Origin of the sequence: Gracilibacillus sp. HCP3S3_G5_2, assembly GCF_052063305.1 — a bacterium.
GTDB lineage: Bacteria > Bacillota > Bacilli > Bacillales > Amphibacillaceae > Gracilibacillus.
Genome location: NZ_JBQHXU010000019.1, coordinates 1 through 15,775, shown reverse-complemented (window position 1 = coordinate 15,775; position 15,775 = coordinate 1). Strand labels below are relative to the sequence as shown.

The 15,775-nt window shown below is 36.6% G+C and carries 18 protein-coding genes; 1 reads left to right on the top strand and 17 read right to left on the bottom strand.

Annotation, left to right across the window (positions count from 1 at the left end; genetic code table 11):
* Positions 1-99: 99 nt before the first annotated feature.
* From rsmA to metG, 5 genes are all read right to left on the bottom strand, one after another.
* Positions 100-990 (bottom strand): 16S rRNA (adenine(1518)-N(6)/adenine(1519)-N(6))-dimethyltransferase RsmA, encoded by an 891-nt coding sequence (rsmA, locus tag ACTNEP_RS19410; RefSeq protein WP_441163617.1) that lies wholly within the window; start codon positions 988-990, stop codon positions 100-102.
* Positions 987-1,550, bottom strand: a complete 564-nt coding sequence (rnmV, locus tag ACTNEP_RS19405; protein WP_441163616.1) for a ribonuclease M5 — start codon at positions 1,548-1,550, stop codon at positions 987-989. Before rnmV ends, rsmA begins: the two co-directional genes overlap by 4 nt.
* 159 nt (positions 1,551-1,709) lie before the next feature.
* Complete coding sequence (locus tag ACTNEP_RS19400; protein ID WP_441163615.1) at positions 1,710-2,951, bottom strand: ubiquitin-like domain-containing protein; 1,242 nt, start codon at positions 2,949-2,951, stop codon at positions 1,710-1,712.
* Between the two features lie 189 nt (positions 2,952-3,140).
* The gene (locus ACTNEP_RS19395) at positions 3,141-3,911 is read right to left on the bottom strand and encodes a TatD family hydrolase (RefSeq protein ID WP_441163614.1); all 771 of its coding nucleotides are present in this window, start codon (positions 3,909-3,911) and stop codon (positions 3,141-3,143) included.
* Positions 3,912-4,519: 608 nt separating this feature from the next.
* Complete coding sequence (gene metG / locus ACTNEP_RS19390; RefSeq protein WP_441163613.1) at positions 4,520-6,472, bottom strand: methionine--tRNA ligase; 1,953 nt, start codon at positions 6,470-6,472, stop codon at positions 4,520-4,522.
* 295 nt (positions 6,473-6,767) lie between these two features.
* On the opposite strand from metG, the gene ACTNEP_RS19385 reads away from it, so the two are divergent.
* Complete coding sequence (locus ACTNEP_RS19385; RefSeq protein WP_441163612.1) at positions 6,768-7,046, top strand: AbrB/MazE/SpoVT family DNA-binding domain-containing protein; 279 nt, start codon at positions 6,768-6,770, stop codon at positions 7,044-7,046.
* Between the two features lie 105 nt (positions 7,047-7,151).
* Here the strand turns inward: ACTNEP_RS19385 and rsmI are convergent, their stop codons facing one another.
* The 12 genes from rsmI to ACTNEP_RS19325 form a co-directional block, all read right to left on the bottom strand.
* The gene (gene rsmI, locus ACTNEP_RS19380; RefSeq protein WP_441163611.1) at positions 7,152-8,015 is read right to left on the bottom strand and encodes a 16S rRNA (cytidine(1402)-2'-O)-methyltransferase; all 864 of its coding nucleotides are present in this window, start codon (positions 8,013-8,015) and stop codon (positions 7,152-7,154) included.
* A complete protein-coding gene (locus ACTNEP_RS19375) occupies positions 7,987-8,292 on the bottom strand; it encodes a GIY-YIG nuclease family protein (RefSeq protein ID WP_441163610.1) in 306 nt (101 codons plus the stop codon). The genes rsmI and ACTNEP_RS19375 overlap by 29 nt, the downstream gene beginning before the upstream one ends.
* The gene (locus tag ACTNEP_RS19370) at positions 8,276-9,022 is read right to left on the bottom strand and encodes a tRNA1(Val) (adenine(37)-N6)-methyltransferase (protein WP_441163609.1); all 747 of its coding nucleotides are present in this window, start codon (positions 9,020-9,022) and stop codon (positions 8,276-8,278) included. Before ACTNEP_RS19370 ends, ACTNEP_RS19375 begins: the two co-directional genes overlap by 17 nt.
* A gap of 81 nt (positions 9,023-9,103) precedes the next feature.
* Positions 9,104-9,460, bottom strand: a complete 357-nt coding sequence (gene yabA / locus ACTNEP_RS19365) for a DNA replication initiation control protein YabA (RefSeq protein WP_441163608.1) — start codon at positions 9,458-9,460, stop codon at positions 9,104-9,106.
* Positions 9,460-10,287, bottom strand: coding sequence for a PSP1 domain-containing protein (locus tag ACTNEP_RS19360; protein WP_441163607.1), 828 nt, complete (start codon positions 10,285-10,287; stop codon positions 9,460-9,462). Before ACTNEP_RS19360 ends, yabA begins: the two co-directional genes overlap by 1 nt.
* Before the next feature lie 12 nt (positions 10,288-10,299).
* Entirely contained in the window at positions 10,300-11,283 is a 984-nt protein-coding gene (gene holB, locus ACTNEP_RS19355; protein WP_441163606.1) for a DNA polymerase III subunit delta', read from the bottom strand.
* 273 nt (positions 11,284-11,556) lie between these two features.
* Positions 11,557-11,997, bottom strand: a complete 441-nt coding sequence (locus ACTNEP_RS19350; protein ID WP_441163605.1) for a YaaR family protein — start codon at positions 11,995-11,997, stop codon at positions 11,557-11,559.
* 14 nt (positions 11,998-12,011) lie between these two features.
* Positions 12,012-12,341, bottom strand: a complete 330-nt coding sequence (locus tag ACTNEP_RS19345; RefSeq protein ID WP_441163604.1) for a cyclic-di-AMP receptor — start codon at positions 12,339-12,341, stop codon at positions 12,012-12,014.
* Between the two features lie 20 nt (positions 12,342-12,361).
* Entirely contained in the window at positions 12,362-12,982 is a 621-nt protein-coding gene (gene tmk, locus ACTNEP_RS19340) for a dTMP kinase (RefSeq protein ID WP_441163603.1), read from the bottom strand.
* Positions 12,979-14,418: an aminotransferase class I/II-fold pyridoxal phosphate-dependent enzyme gene (locus ACTNEP_RS19335; RefSeq protein ID WP_441163602.1), complete on the bottom strand. Its 1,440-nt coding sequence runs from the start codon at positions 14,416-14,418 to the stop codon at positions 12,979-12,981. The genes tmk and ACTNEP_RS19335 overlap by 4 nt, the downstream gene beginning before the upstream one ends.
* 105 nt (positions 14,419-14,523) lie before the next feature.
* Complete coding sequence (locus tag ACTNEP_RS19330; RefSeq protein WP_441163601.1) at positions 14,524-14,715, bottom strand: sigma factor G inhibitor Gin; 192 nt, start codon at positions 14,713-14,715, stop codon at positions 14,524-14,526.
* Positions 14,716-14,819: 104 nt separating this feature from the next.
* Positions 14,820-15,575, bottom strand: coding sequence for a class I SAM-dependent methyltransferase (locus tag ACTNEP_RS19325; protein ID WP_441163600.1), 756 nt, complete (start codon positions 15,573-15,575; stop codon positions 14,820-14,822).
* Positions 15,576-15,775: the final 200 nt, after the last annotated feature.

Genomic DNA, 15,775 nt, shown 5'->3' with positions numbered 1-15,775 from the left:
ATACTAATTGAAAGCTGTCAATAAAAAAGTTGGAAGTTATGTCAATAGCTTGCCTTTTTCTAAGAAAATTATGTATAAAAAAAGAAAACTCCTAATTTTTTAGGAATTTTCTTGCTGTTTTTGCTTAAAGTAATTAGCTAAAGCGGCAAATTCTCCAATAGTTAACGATTCTCCACGCCTTGTGCCATCGATACCGACATGTTCAAATCCTTCCTCGATCTCAGCTTTTGAAAGACTTTCTTTAAAATGTCGTGATAAGTTATTTCGTAACGTTTTCCTTCTTTGCTGAAAGCTCGCTTGTACTAATTGAAAAAAGAATGCTTCGTCGTCTACTTGAACTGGTGGCTTCTCTCGCTTTTCTAAATGTAATACTGCCGAATCTACTCGCGGTTGGGGCATAAATACCGTTTTCGGTACAACCATCTTTACTTGTGCTTCTGTATAATATTGAATGGCAATCGATAAGGATCCATATTCTTTTGTATTCTCATGTGCTGCCATTCGTTCTGCTACTTCCTTCTGGATCATTACGGTAATACTGGAAATTGGTAAATTAGCCATCAATAATTGCATTAAAATCGGCGTTGTAATGTAGTAAGGGAGATTTGCGACAACCTTTACCAGCTTATCATCTTGAAAATGAGTCTTCCATACCTCTTCAAAATCTGCTTTCAGTATGTCTTGATTAATAATTTCGACATTATCGTATGCTTGTAACGTGTCTTCTAAAATCGGTAATAATCGTCCATCTATTTCAAACGCAACTACTTTATCTGCTGCAATCGCTAATTGTTCGGTTAACGCGCCAATACCTGGGCCAATTTCAATTGCATTCATCTCTTTCGTAATGCCAGCTTTATCGATAATGTTTTTTAAAATATTTACATCGATTAGAAAATTCTGCCCTAAACTTTTTTTAAAGGAAAAGCCATACTTCTCAAGAATTTCCTTTGTTCGCTTTGGTGTGGCTATTGCTTTCTGCTCCGTCATTCACTTTCCTCCTGTATTATTTGCTCCATCACTTCTACAAATTCATTTTTGGTAATTTGAAACATTTGTAGCCTTTTTAATAACTGTTTGCCATTAATATGGCCAATTCTTAATTGTTGTCCTAATTTCTTTCTTCTTTCTTTTGAGCCACGACCGCCAATTAAACCAAAACGAATTAAATCTGATTTTGTAATTTCTGATTGTCCATCCTCTGTTAACTCGTATACTTCTTGTAGCGCTTTACGAAGCACCTCTAAGGAGGCGTGCTCTATTCCGAGACTCTTATGCTGTTTTCTGTCTGAAACAGCTTCTTCTCGCGTTAAAAAGGCATGCTTACATCCTGGAACATGCTGGTCAATAATTTGTCTGATCCGTTGACCAGGATAGTCAGGATCGGTAAAGACAATAACTCCTCGTTTATTTTTAGCATGTGCAATTTGTTCTAATATATCTTTATTAATCGCAGAGCCGTTTGTTTCGATTGTATCGACATCTATGGCCTGTTTTAATTTGGCTGTATCATCTTTTCCTTCTACTACAATAATTTCTTTCACCTTCAAAAAGGCTCCTCCATTCTTGCTTAAACTCTTTTTATTTTAACATAAGAAAAGGACTAGTGCCTGCTTAGCGACGGATGAACAAAAGAGAAACGCCGTAGCAATCTTATGTTCTTATCCAAAAAAGAAAAGCTTACCTTTCAAAAAGGTAAGCTTTGTATTTTATTCTATAATTTTTACTTTTACGGTTTTCGTACCATAGCTTGCAGCTTTCTGTTTGGTTGGCATATGAAGATCAATTTTATTACCTTTAATATTGCCCCCTGTATCTCTGGCTACAGCATAACCATATCCTTCAACCCAAACCTTTGTACCTAAAGGTATCACACTAGGATCAACTGCTACAACACCATTTGGATTATTTTTTAAATTATATCCAGTAGCTGTCAGTCCTCTGCCATCACAGGATGAACAATCCCAATTATATGCTGTCGCTTTCATGTAAAGGGTTTTACCCTTCTCTTCACTGCCACTACGGGATACAGTTTCGACTTTCGCTTCATTCGCAGATGAATTACTAGAAGAAGCTGTCGATGCTGATGGTTGGTCTACTTTCGAACCAACTGCAACTACTCTTTCTTTACTTTCTTTTTTCACTTCTTCTTTAATAAGTTTACGGGATACTTCTTCCCCGTTTTCTAAGACTACTTCATAATGCTTTTCTACTAAACCTGGTTCACCTTCTGAAACGATTTCTTCTTTTCCTTTTTCTAGAGAATTATCATTGCGCTTCACAACAGGATAATCTTGTTCTTCTTCCACAACATCTGTAAGTTTTTCTATTCGGGTAATTTCGATATCTGTATTTTTATTTAAAGAGGCTGACTGTTTAGGCTGAACACGATCTAATTCATCTATTTCAATACCGTGTTCTTTCAATAGCTCTTTAACAGAACCACCCGTAGTCCAGACTTGTTGTTCTTCACCAGCATCATTAATGGTAACTTGAAACGCTTTTTCAATATCGATCACTAAGTTATCATGTATTTCTGTATTTGTTGCTAATGATAATTGATCATTTTCTGTTAATTCAATTTCTTGCTCTGCCAGAAATTCTTCTACTGTATCACTAGTTGTAAAAAATGTTTCTCTGATTCCATCTATAGTGACAATTACTTCTTTTGCAATTGTATGCTCGATTCTCATCTCTCTATCTACGAGGTCACTTAGTTTATGTGAAAGGGCATCGTGTTCTCTCACATCAATTGCAAGTTCATTTAGAACATCTTCGACAGTATTAGCATGTGTACGAACTGTCGTAGTTTCACCATCTTGAACAACGGTAACTTCTGCCTTCGATAATTCATAAAATGAGATGCAGATAAATCCGATAAAGACAAATAAAGAAAGTGCATAGACGAAGTCTTTATTGTTCAAAATGTGACTGATTTTAAGACGCTTCATGAACTCTTCCCTCCTTTTACTCGCCGTTGTATTATATAAAGATACTTTTTAAGTGTCAAACTTGCTTACCAATAAAAAAAAGCAGTGAATCCCTTGAATTCAAAGGGATTCACTGCTCTTTATATTTAAATATTTCAAATAGTTTACATTACCGTAACATTACTTGCAACATTGCCGTTTAAGCAACAATTAGCTTGTTATACCAAAGAATTTGCGTGCGTTCTCTGTCGTTTGCTTACTTATTTCTTCATAGCTTATTTCTCTTAACTCAGCTATTTTTTCGGCTACCAGTTTCACATATGCTGGTTCATTTCTTTTTCCACGATTTGGGTGTGGTGCAAGGAATGGACAATCTGTTTCGATTAACAGGCGGTCTGCAGGTACATACTTTGCTACTTCCTTGGGAAGTGTAGCGTTTTTAAAAGTTACAGGTCCACCTAATGATATATAAAAGTTCATCTGTAAGCATGCATCCACATAATCGATTGAATCATTGTAACAATGCATAATACCGCCTACTTCTTCTGCTTTTTCTTCCTGCAGTATTTGGATAATGTCTTCTGTCGCTTCCCGATTATGAATAATGATTGGTAAGTTGACTTTCTTAGCTAACTGAATTTGCTTACGGAAAACTTCTTTTTGGATTTCTTTTGGCGATTTGTCCCAGTGATAATCCAACCCCATTTCCCCGAGTGCAACTACTTTCGGGTGCGCGGATAGCTCTTCTAACCATTCCAGTTCCTTCTCGGTCATATCAATAGCGTCAACTGGGTGCCAGCCTACTGCCGCATAAATATGCTCATACTGTTCTGCCATCTCAATTGCTTTTGGGATTGTTTCATGGTCAAACCCGACAATAACCATGTTTTCGACACCTGCTTCTTTAGCTCGTTGTAACACTTCTTCGCGGTCTTCGTCAAATTGAGATACATTTAAATGAACGTGTGTATCGAATAACATCTAATTCCTCCTTAGCAAAAACAGGTAAAAACCCATCTTCCATATCCTCGTATTTAATTACTGCAAACTAATGAAAATTATCACTAAAAGGCATTCTTCCATTCTGATCTGAATGAGTGCTAACCTGTCGCTGCGGAAAAAACACTCGCTTTCCGTGGGGAACGCTTCAGCCTCCTCTACAAGCTAAGATCGCTTGTCTGCGGGGTCTTCAGACTGTTCCTTTCCCACAGGAGTCTCGCATTTTTTCCGCAGCTTTGAGTGATTTTTTGATCAGGTAAGAAGAAACCCTGCGATGATAATTCCAATGGTTTTCTTCTTTCAACAATCAGAACAGGAAAGTTAGCGCAGGCAGAATGCGGAGACTCCTGTGGGAACAGTACGAGCTGAAGATCCACTTGGTAAAGGGATTTTCCTTACCAAGTTAGCTGAAGCCGTACCCACGGAAAGCGAAGTATTCTGCCGGAGCGGTATTCCTGCACTCTTTAGAAGAAGCTGAAGATAGCAATAACTAAAGAATAACTTCACAGCATATTTATTATTTTGCTAAACAAAAAGTATACACGCGTGTCATTGGGATGGTAACCGTGTGTATACTTTTTAGTGTTTATTTATTTAACGACAGAGCCGTTTGGAAGGTCTGCTTCTACGGTAGCTAGAGAAAGCTTCCCGTCTTTGTCTTCTCCCGATAAAATCATTCCTTCTGATAACTGGCCACGTAGTTTAACTGGCTTCAAGTTTGTTACACATATTACTTTTCTTCCTACCAGTTCATCAGGGCTATAGTACTGTGCAATTCCTGACACTACTTGGCGTTTTTCATTTCCAAGATCTAATTGGATACGCAACAATTTATCAGCATTTTTCATCTTTTCTGCGTGTGTTACTTCTGCTACACGTAGATCTAATTTCATAAAGTCATCAAATGTGATCTCATCTTTTGATGACTGTTTCGTTTCTTTCTTCTCGGGCTCAGGTTTTGTCATCATGTCTTTAATAATTTGTACTTCTTTTTCGACATCTAAACGCGGGAAGATCGGATCTTTTTTCACAACTTTCGTTCCGGCTTCCACTACACCAAATTCTAACAAACTATCCCAGCTATGCAGTGATTCTTGGTCTATTACACCAATCTGTTCAAAAATTTGATTGGGTGTTTGTGTCAAGAATGGGCGTAATAAAATGGCTGTTCTTCGTAAACTATCAACCAAATGGGCCATGACATTACCTAAACGTTCTTTTTTACTGTCATCCTTCGCTAAAACCCATGGTTCTGTTTCGTCAATATATTTATTTGTTCGACTAACATATTTCCAAATGTGTGTTAACGCAACAGAGAATCCCATCTCATCTAAAGCTTCTTCTACATTCGCTACCGTTTCTTTAGCTAAATTCTCCAATTGTTCATCAAAAGATTCTTCAGAAGCACGGAAAGCAGGGATCTCCCCATCAAAGTACTTATTAATCATTGCTACTGTACGATTTAATAAGTTACCCAGGTCATTGGCTAGATCGTAATTCGTACGGTCTACAAAGCCTTCTGGTGTGAACACACCATCAGAACCAAATGGAACTTCACGTAACAGATAATAGCGTAATGCATCTAATCCGTAACGCTCTGTTAAATCGGTCGGGTTAACGACATTTCCTTTTGATTTCGACATTTTTCCGTCTTTCATTAAAATCCATCCATGTGCAAATACCTTTTTCGGTAATGGTAAATCTAATGCCATTAACATAATTGGCCAATAAATCGTATGAAAACGGACAATTTCCTTACTCATTAAATGGACGTCTGCAGGCCAATATTTTTGATATAAGCTGTCATCATCTGTACCATACCCTAAAGCAGTAATGTAATTACTTAATGCATCAATCCAGACATAAATGACATGTTTAGGGTCTCCAGGAACTTTAATTCCCCAGTCAAACGTTGTACGGGAAACCGCTAAATCTTCTAGTCCTGGTTTAATAAAGTTATTAATCATTTCGTTCTTACGACTTTCCGGCTGAATGAATTCCGGATTTTCATCATAAAAAGCAAGAAGTCGGTCGACATATTTACTCATTTTAAAGAAATAAGATTCTTCTTTTACATCCTCAACTGGCCCCCCACAATCAGGGCAGCGTCCATCAACTAATTGGCGTTCTGTAAAAAAGGACTCACAAGAAGTACAATATTTACCTTCATATTCATCTAAGTAAATGTCACCTTGTTCCAACAAACGAGCGAATATCTTTTCGACAACTTTCTTATGTCGTTCTTCTGTGGTACGAATAAAATCACTATAAGAGATATCTAATTTCTCCCATAAATCCTTAATACCACTTACGATATCGTCTACATATTCTTGAGGTGTAACCCCTGCTTCGTTCGCTTTTTTTTGGATTTTTTGTCCATGTTCATCCGTTCCAGTTAAATAGCGAACATCGTAACCTCTAAGACGCTTATAACGTGCCATCGCATCTCCAGCAACCGTACTATATGCATGGCCAATATGTAAATTTCCGCTTGGATAGTAGATTGGTGTCGTTATATAAAAAGTGTTGTTGTGTTCTGTCATGTTATACCTCCTCAATACGTTTTTATTCTATATAAATAAAGAGTCTGCTTTTATTGTAGCGATTTTTCGAACATTTTTCCATCATAAATACATTGTCACCAATTAATTAGCATTTAAAACAACAAAAAATGTCGAATATTATCTATAATCGCGGTACTATTTTTTGTTCAAAAACTTGATAAAGCCTTTTGAAAATTGATTAAATTAAGTTTGACATTTATGGCAACTAATGGTATTATATCGCTATAGATGTCGAATATTGCCGAATTTATTTATCGAAGGGGAGAATTATTTAATGAAATCTACAGGTATTGTAAGAAAGGTAGACGAGCTCGGTCGTGTTGTTATACCGATCGAATTACGTCGTACTTTAGGCATTCAAGAGAAAGATGCTCTTGAAATTTATGTCGATGACGAGCGTATTATCTTACAAAAATATAAACCGAATATGACTTGTCATGTTACAGGTGATATCTCTGACGACAATTTCACATTAGCGGATGGGAAACTAGTACTTAGTCCTGAAGGTGCTAAGACGCTCATTGATGAAATCCAAAAAAAGTTAAATCAATAATCTGACCATATTTTTCGTTAGATTAACCATAGGAAAAACCTCGTTTCATAACTTGAAACGAGGTTTTTTTATGTACATTTACCACTAATGTCCGTTTAAATCCATTTACATATGATAGGCACTATAAATCTCTCGTTTGGGAACCTTGCGTTCCTTTGCAACTGTTTTGATCGCTTCTTTACTTGAATATCCTTCTAATTCCATCACCTTTTCAACATGCTCTTTTAACGTTAAATCTACCCACCAATTCGTTTCACTGCTTTCCCTAGCACCTTCCACTATAATGCAGCATTCGCCTTTTAAAGAGTTACCTCCAAACCATTCTGCTATTTCTAATAAAGTCCCTCTAATATATTCTTCGTATCTTTTCGTTAATTCCCTGGCTATTGCTACCTGTCTATCACCAAGTGTTTCAGCTAATAGCTTGATTGTTTCCTCAATACGGTGAGGAGACTCGTATAAAATGAACGTCGTATCTATTGACTGTAATAATTGCAATGCTTGATCGCGATCTTTTTTCTTTCGTGGTAAAAATCCGTAAAAATAAAAATGGTCGGTTGGTAAGCCTGAGCCAACAAGCGCAGATAATCCTGCATTAGCTCCTGGTAAAACAACAACTGGAAAATCCGATTGTATGGCGGCTTGTATTACTTCATACCCCGGATCTGAAATCCCTGGCATACCAGCATCACTTACTAACGCAAGATTCTCTCCATTGCTCAACAGCTCTAGAATTTGATCTTGTCTTGCCATTTTATTATGTTCATGATAACTGATCATTTTTTTCTTGAGTTCAAAATGATGGAGCAACTTCCCAGTGTTTCTTGTATCTTCAGCTAACACAGTATCTACCTCTTCTAATATACGTAATGCGCGAATCGTCATATCTTCTAAATTACCAATTGGTGTCGGCACCACATATAACGTGCCACTTTCTGTATCAGTTTGGTAACTCCTTTGTATCTGCATATATGCCATACCTTTCCATTTGCTTTTCTTTTATCCATAAGTCCTTCTGTTTCCTAGAAAGCTTCTTAATCCTTGCTTCTAATTGTAATGCTTCTGATTTTGTCTGACATTGTTGTTGGTACTGCAATTGAAATGGGGCTCGGCCTCTTGTATATTTGGCACCTTTTCCTTGTTCATGCATTTTAAGTCTTCGCTCTATATCAGTTGTGTAACCTGTGTATAACGTTCCATCCTTGCATTTGAGAATATAGACGTAATGATTATTTTTTTCTTCCATATAATATACCTTCTAACTCTTTTGTATACTTTCCTTTTTCGTCGAAAGCATATAGTGGTGGTAACAGCTTTAAATCTGGTTTACCATCTCGAATTCCTTCTATTAATAGAATGTTTGCTTCTTTTCCTTCCTTCGGATAGACGAAGCGAACTCGTTTCGGTTCTATTTTGTACTCTCTAAATAACGTAATAATGTCGACAAATCGTGATGGGCGATGCACCATTGCAACTTTACCACCAGATTTTACGAGCTTACTACACGATTGTACCACATCTTCTAATGTACAATAGATTTCATGTCTTGCTATTGTCAGGTAATCATTCTGATTATGATGGTTTTTATTTTCGGTCTGAAAATAGGGAGGATTAACGGTTACTAAATCAAACTTATTGTTTTTGAAATGATCTGGCATATCCTTCAGGTCACCATGGATCATCTTAATTTGATCGTTAAGTTGATTGAGTGCAATACTGCGGCATCCCATATCGTATAATCGTGCTTGTATTTCGACGCCCGTGATCGGGACATTAGACCGTCTTGATAATAATAACGGAATAACGGCATTACCTGAACAAAGATCAAGTATTTTTCCTCTTGTTAATGGTACCGTTGCGAAATCTGCTAATAAGACAGCATCAATAGAAAAAGCGAACTTAGTCGGACTTTGAATGATTTGCATCGATTGATCTGTTAATAGATCGTCAATTCGTTCATCTTCTTTAAGTTGCATTTGTTTACTCCTTCAATATATTAAGTAATGGGTAGAAAATAAACCAAAAGCTGACATTTATTATGCCAGCCTTGGTTCGATTTATTTGGTTTTATTTAGAAATAGCAGGCAGAAGAGGCAGTCGCCTTCTTGTCTCGGGCTTCCGAAATGTACGTTACAAATATGAAAGCCTTCCTCATAAAGTCTTGCTAAATTGTCATATCCTTCACCAATTTCAGAATCACCATCAGCCTCTTCGTATTGATCAGAATCCTCCGATTCATTGTCCAATCTTTGTCTTAGATGATGATTTTCCATTTCTAATCGGTGATTTTCCTCCAGCATTTCTCCTAACTGCTGTTTCAAATCCCCTAACTGCTGATATAATTGGCCAATTTGCTCTTCCATATCTGAAACTTGTTCAAATAATTCTTTTTTCTTCACGTACTTCCACCCCATTATTCTGTGGCCTGGGTTTTAATAACTCCTTCATCTATAAGTTCATCTAATGTATATTCAATCATTCGTTCCTTTTCAGGAATTTCAATTTGAATAAGGCGCTCCAGGATATTTAGTCCAACTACCTTGCCACGACCATAAGCTGTGGTAATTTCTTCACCAAGGTCTGGTAATTGTTTTTTAGCTGTTTCATAACCATCATTCTCATATTTCAAACAACACATCAATCGTCCACAAAGACCAGAGATTTTTGATGGATTGAGTGAAAGGTTTTGATCTTTCGCCATTTTAATCGATACTGGTTCAAAATCGCCTAAAAATGTGGAACAACACAGCATACGACCACAAGGGCCAATTCCTCCTAAAAGCTTAGCTTCATCTCTGACACCAATTTGACGCAATTCGATTCTTGTTTTGAATACAGACGCAAGATCTTTGACTAAATTGCGAAAATCGACTCTGCCATCAGCGGTGAAATAGAAAATAACTTTATTGCGATCAAACGTATATTCGACATCTACTAAGTTCATTTCTAATTCATGTTCTTTGATTTTCTCCTGACAAGTTTGATAGGCTTCCTCCGCAATTTCTTTATTTTCTACGACGATCAATTTATCTTTGTCGTTAGCAATACGGATTACTTTCTTAAGGGGAAGAACAACATCTTCTTCATCCACTTTTTTATTTGCCACTACAACCTTTCCAAACTCTACTCCTCTGACAGTCTCGACAATGACATAATCATCTGTTGCGATTTTTAAGTCATCTGGGTCAAAATAATATATTTTACCCGCCTTTTTAAAACGGACACCTATAACTTCTATCACGAATATTCACCTCTATATTTGAAGTGTTAATTGCTCCAATACTAACTGTGGGTGCACATTTTGTTCTAACTTACGCTTGGCATCCATAATACTTTGTAAGTTAGTGGTTGCATCATGCAAAGACCAATACATCGCTTGAGATTCTAACTTACTTTGATGATTAGCAAACACAATGGCAGAAGGCTCGTCCAGATGATAATGAACAATATCTCTAAACCATAATAATAATAAATCGAGACCTTCTTGTAATTGTGTACGTTCCTTAAAATGCGGCATCCACTGCGTATGCACAAATATTGGCACTTCGTCCTTATTATGTTGAAGCATTTCAACTAATTGTACCACTAATTTTCGTGCCTGTGCAAACCAAGTATCCTTACTCTTCTCGATAGCCTCTGTTAAATTATTCGTTATATGAGTCATTAGACGGGCATTCGCTTCTGTTAACCCTTCCTCTTGTAAACTTCTCTCTAATTGCTTAGGATTTAATGGTTGGAAGGCAAGCATCTGGCATCTTGATCGAATCGTTGTTAACAACGCATGACTATTTTCTGTTAATAAAATGGCTGTTGTTTGCTGACTAGGCTCTTCTAAAAATTTCAGCAACCGATTGGATGCATTATCGGTCATTTTTTCTGCTTGTGAAATAATATATACTTTTTTGTTTGATTCTAGTCCTGTATAAGTAAATTCTTTTTGTAAATGTAAAATTTGTTCTTTTTTAATACTTGCACCATCAGGGATAATAATATGTAAATCAGGATGATTCCCACTTTTAATCCGGCGACAGTCACTACACTGATGACAAGGATCGACAGTTGTACGTTTTTTACAAAAAATACTCATGGCAAAAAGAAGTGCCAACTCATATTTTCCAGTGCCTTTATCACCGTGAAATAAATAGGCGTGAGATATTCTTGATTTTTTGATGCTGTTAATCACCATCTTACTAACAATAGGCTGTTTTTCCAACATATCTGCCCATACAGTGTCCATTTTCATGCCTACTTTCCTTTTTATGATAAAGTGGGAGTTTTGACCTCCCTGATCAATAGCGAAACTTATCAGGGTGTTAGCGTCTGTTATCCTCCTTATCTTACTTGAAACTTGAAGGGGTCTTACAGCCGTTTAGCACCGTGATAAATTGTAATAAAGAAAAGTGCAGAGCGTCCGTTCTAACTAAGCTCATCGTAGTCATCTCTGCTTCTTACCTTATAAAGAAGAGGATGGATTAGTTGTTTCCCGCAGCTAATCTACCCTCTTGTTCTCTTACGTATATAAGTTAATGAGGAGTCCTTTTATTTCTCCAATTAAGTCTAAAATTTGAATGGAGTTTTTTTCCTGATCCATAACAGATTCCGTTAATTCCATTAATTTTTCATCAATTTCTTCTACAATTGTTAATCGACGGTTATCTCCATCTAACATAAAGCTGTGGGACTGCTTTAACGTCATTCCGTAGTCAACTGCTTCTTTTACGAATCGTTTTACCATTCTTTTGTACTTAGCGATATCCTTAAAGGAACGAAAACGAGCAATTTTTTGTCCTTGCGCAGTCAGTTCACTCATTAATTTTTGCAGTTCTGCTTGTTTTAATTGTGTTGATTGTTGCTTTACCATTGTATCAAATCGTTGGGCTGGAGGTCTTGATTGTTGATTTTGTTTATTTAATGCTTCCAGTTGCGTTCTCATTTCTTGACTGATTTTCATAACAAACCTACCTTTTAAAATTGATGAAAAGAATCGACAGGTACCACAAATACAGTTGCTCCACCAACTTCTACATTGACTGGTCGTGGAATATAAGAATCCGCATTCCCACCCATTGGAGAAACGGGGGAAACCAATTGCTCTCGTTTGCTACAATTATCACGGATGGTGTCCAAGGCCTCATCAACATATTCATCATCACAGCCAATCATCAATGTCGTATTACCTTCCTTCAGAAACCCGCCAGTAGATGACAATTTCGTCGTTTTGAACTGATGCTCTCCAAGTGCATCAATTAAACGATTACTATCTTTATCCTGTACTACCGCCATAATTAATTTCACAATTGCCGCCTCCTTTTATTTTATAAATATGCTTTAATCTTTTTATATGATTGTTCTTCTACTTCTATTATATCAAATTTTGCGTCAATTCTCTCAATCCGGTCTGGAAATTTCTCAAGTAATTGTTGATACGCTTCATATACCTGTTGATGGAACGCTAATGATTCTAAATCTAATCTATTTTGTTCCCTTTCCGCATTTTTATTTATTCGTTTTAGCCCTTCTTCAGGCTTTATATCAAAAAACAGGGTGAGATCTGGCATCTGGCCTGCAATAGCAAATTGGTTAATTTGAAACACTTCCTCGACGCCAAGACCACGTGCAGCCCCTTGATAAGCAAGACTGCTATCTACAAAACGATCACACAATACAATTTTCCCTTCAGCTAATGCTGGTTCTACTTTTTCCACTAAATGTTGCCTTCTAGCAGCAGCGTATAGTAAAGCTTCCGTTCTTGCATCCATCATCGTATTTTTAGTATCTAAAATAATATCACGAATTCTTTCTGCAATAGGAATACCACCCGGTTCCCTTGTTTTGATTACTTGATATCCTTCTTCTGTTAATCGTTGTGCTAGGCGGGTTAAGATTGTCGATTTACCGGCACCCTCGCCACCTTCAAATGTTATAAACACGTTCATTCTCCTTCTGCTACCTCGTAAATAAATAAGCCATTTTCTCTATTGCTTGGTTGAAAGTTTATTTTTTGTTCGAATAGATCTTTTATCTTTTGTACAGTTGTTTCTCTGATTTGTTCCCCTTTTATAATGTAGGGGATTCCTGGCGGATATGGAATAATTGCCTCTGCTGCAATTTTACCAACCGCATCCTCCCATTGGCACCATTTTTGCTTTTGGTGCAGCATATCGGCATACGATAAAGCTAATGGACTAATCTCCTCATTAAAAAAGTATTGATTTCTACTTTCTATTGTAGCACGCTTAGAAGAAAAAATTAATTTATCTTTAATTCTTGTTATTTTTTCTTCTAAAATAAGGGGATCAATGCTAGGCTCTAATCCTAAAATAAACAAAATATGCTTTTCCGTTGTAAGTTCTGGAATTAGCTTTTCTTCTTCAAATAGCTGTTTGACATCCGTACTATCTATATGTTCTTTTACGCGTAAACACAGTTTCAAGGGATCATTGTTCGTTTCTAAAATCCAATAATCATTATCAGCAAAACAGGCACGAATTCTCTCTATATATGTAAATAGCTTTTCACTTTGCTCTTGTGTGTAGGTTGCTAAATAATAACGAGCTAAATCTAAACTTGCCATAATAAGGTACGATGGGCTGCTTGATTGTAACATTTGTAAATAATAACTTAGCTTCTGACGGTCTACTCGATTACTCTGTACGTGAAGATAGGCAGCCATTGTTAATGCAGGTGTCATCTTGTGAGCAGATTGAACAACAATATCTGCTCCCAATACTAAAGCAGATCGAATGGATAGGTAAGGTAATGAAAAATGACAACCATGTGCTTCATCAACCAAGACGATTATATTACGAGCATGCGCAGCTTTAATTATCTCCTCTAAGGGATATATATCCCCAAAATAATCAGGATAAGTAAGGATAATTGCTTTTGCTGCATGGTATTCATTTATTGCCTTCTTTATTGTTTCTAGAGAAGGGACTGTATATCTCTGTTTCGTTTTATGATATGCAGGTGGTAGGAAAATGGGCTGAACTCCAGCTAACTCCATTCCATGTAAAACCGATTTATGACAATTCCGTTGAACAAGCACTTGATCTCCTGCTTGACATGTTGCTAATATCATAGCTAGATTGCCCACAGTACTGCCATTTACTAAAAAATAGGTATAGCTAGATTGAAACCACTCAGCAGCTAGTGATTGCGCCTCATGAATAACTCCATCTGGTGCATGGAGGTCATCTAACCCATCCAATTCCGTAAGATCTAACTGTAATAAAGGCTGAAACTCCTTCTTTGCCTTTGATATGAATATTTCACCATTTTTATGACCTGGAACGTGAAATGAAATATTGTGGTTATCTTTAAAATCTTTCAGTGCTTGATAGAGCGGTATTTGATTTTGCTCATTATGCATGATACGCCCTCTCTCCTATAAAATTAAGCTATTTCTTAATTACGACAATTCCTATTATTTTTTGGATTGGATAAAAAAATAATGGAATCACGTAATGTGATTCCATTATATAGTATAAGAAGATTGATTGACAGCACGCAATTTCTCTACATAGTATTGATAGTTTTCATCTTTAGGACTGATAGAAACTATTTCTTTCTCACACTCATTACAAATATAAAGTTGATATAAGAAAATACCTTCATGCTTTGCTTGGTCACATATACCACAAATATGTGGATGTACATTTTTGTCCATATGCCACACCTCCATTAATTAGTATGGCCAATCTATTAAATGATATACAAAGAATCATAGATTTTTTCTTCGACATTTTTTAATGTTTTTTCACGTGAAACATGTTAATTTTTATGTCCAATCACTTGAATTCGACAGTAATCTGCTAACCATTGATTATCCTGATAAAGAATTGGCCTTAGTTGTCCCTCAATATGATGTATTAATTGACTCTTTTCCATTTCGCTCAAATGAGCTAACATACTCGCAGCAAACATAATGATCCAATTTTTTAATCCATTTTCTCCATCTAATGGAGTTGGTCTAGAAAAGTATCTTGCATAACTAACAGTAAATCCAACTTCCTCCATTAGCGATGTATACTCTGCTATACTTGGAAAATACCATGGTTCCATTAAAGAATCTTTCTGTGGAAATATAGTCTCGTAGGACTCTTGAATGGTCAGTCTAATTTGTTGAACATTATCTTTACCACCAAATTCCGCCACGATTCTTCCACCTGTATCCAAGCTTTGATATATTTTCTCCAAAGCTTTCTTTGGTTCCGTCACCCAATGCAAAGTTGCATTAGAAAAAACAGCATCAAATTCGTCTTGATAATTCATACTATAGACATCCAAAGTGTCAAAATGGAGATTTGGATACTTTTTTTGTGCTTGTTTAACCATATTAGATGAGCGATCTACTCCTTTAATAATGGAACCACTTTTCGCTATCTCATTTGCAAGATCACCTGTACCACAGCCTACATCAAGTATTCGCTCGCCTTTTTTTGGAGCAAGTAAAGCTAAAATACTTTCTCCGTAATTCGATACAAATCCATGGCTTTCATCATATAAAGTTGAACACCAAAAGTCCATCAAATCCCCCTATCCTGTTTCATCTATTATTATATACCAAAAATTAGATAAAGGGATGATTAGTTTTCGTCAAGATTAATTTCAAGATAACAAAAAAACTCCCTAGTCCTATGACTAAGAAGTCTTTCAATTGCCTGGCAACGTCCTACTCTCGCAGGGGCGCGAGCCCCAACTACCATGGGCGCTGGAGAGCTTAACTA

What these genes read in the sequence shown, in the direction of transcription:
- rsmA (WP_441163617.1), bottom strand. Translation starts at nt 990, where the DNA reads ATGACGGAGCAGAAAGCAATAGCCACACCAAAGCGAACAAAGGAAATT.
- ACTNEP_RS19400 (WP_441163615.1), bottom strand. Translation starts at nt 2,951, where the DNA reads ATGAAGCGTCTTAAAATCAGTCACATTTTGAACAATAAAGACTTCGTC.
- ACTNEP_RS19395 (WP_441163614.1), bottom strand. Translation starts at nt 3,911, where the DNA reads ATGTTATTCGATACACACGTTCATTTAAATGTATCTCAATTTGACGAA.
- metG (WP_441163613.1), bottom strand. Translation starts at nt 6,472, where the DNA reads ATGACAGAACACAACAACACTTTTTATATAACGACACCAATCTACTAT.
- ACTNEP_RS19385 (WP_441163612.1), top strand. Translation starts at nt 6,768, where the DNA reads ATGAAATCTACAGGTATTGTAAGAAAGGTAGACGAGCTCGGTCGTGTT.
- rsmI (WP_441163611.1), bottom strand. Translation starts at nt 8,015, where the DNA reads ATGCAGATACAAAGGAGTTACCAAACTGATACAGAAAGTGGCACGTTA.
- ACTNEP_RS19375 (WP_441163610.1), bottom strand. Translation starts at nt 8,292, where the DNA reads ATGGAAGAAAAAAATAATCATTACGTCTATATTCTCAAATGCAAGGAT.
- ACTNEP_RS19370 (WP_441163609.1), bottom strand. Translation starts at nt 9,022, where the DNA reads ATGCAACTTAAAGAAGATGAACGAATTGACGATCTATTAACAGATCAA.
- yabA (WP_441163608.1), bottom strand. Translation starts at nt 9,460, where the DNA reads ATGGGGTGGAAGTACGTGAAGAAAAAAGAATTATTTGAACAAGTTTCA.
- holB (WP_441163606.1), bottom strand. Translation starts at nt 11,283, where the DNA reads ATGGACACTGTATGGGCAGATATGTTGGAAAAACAGCCTATTGTTAGT.
- ACTNEP_RS19350 (WP_441163605.1), bottom strand. Translation starts at nt 11,997, where the DNA reads ATGAAAATCAGTCAAGAAATGAGAACGCAACTGGAAGCATTAAATAAA.
- tmk (WP_441163603.1), bottom strand. Translation starts at nt 12,982, where the DNA reads ATGAACGTGTTTATAACATTTGAAGGTGGCGAGGGTGCCGGTAAATCG.
- ACTNEP_RS19335 (WP_441163602.1), bottom strand. Translation starts at nt 14,418, where the DNA reads ATGCATAATGAGCAAAATCAAATACCGCTCTATCAAGCACTGAAAGAT.
- ACTNEP_RS19330 (WP_441163601.1), bottom strand. Translation starts at nt 14,715, where the DNA reads ATGGACAAAAATGTACATCCACATATTTGTGGTATATGTGACCAAGCA.
- ACTNEP_RS19325 (WP_441163600.1), bottom strand. Translation starts at nt 15,575, where the DNA reads ATGGACTTTTGGTGTTCAACTTTATATGATGAAAGCCATGGATTTGTA.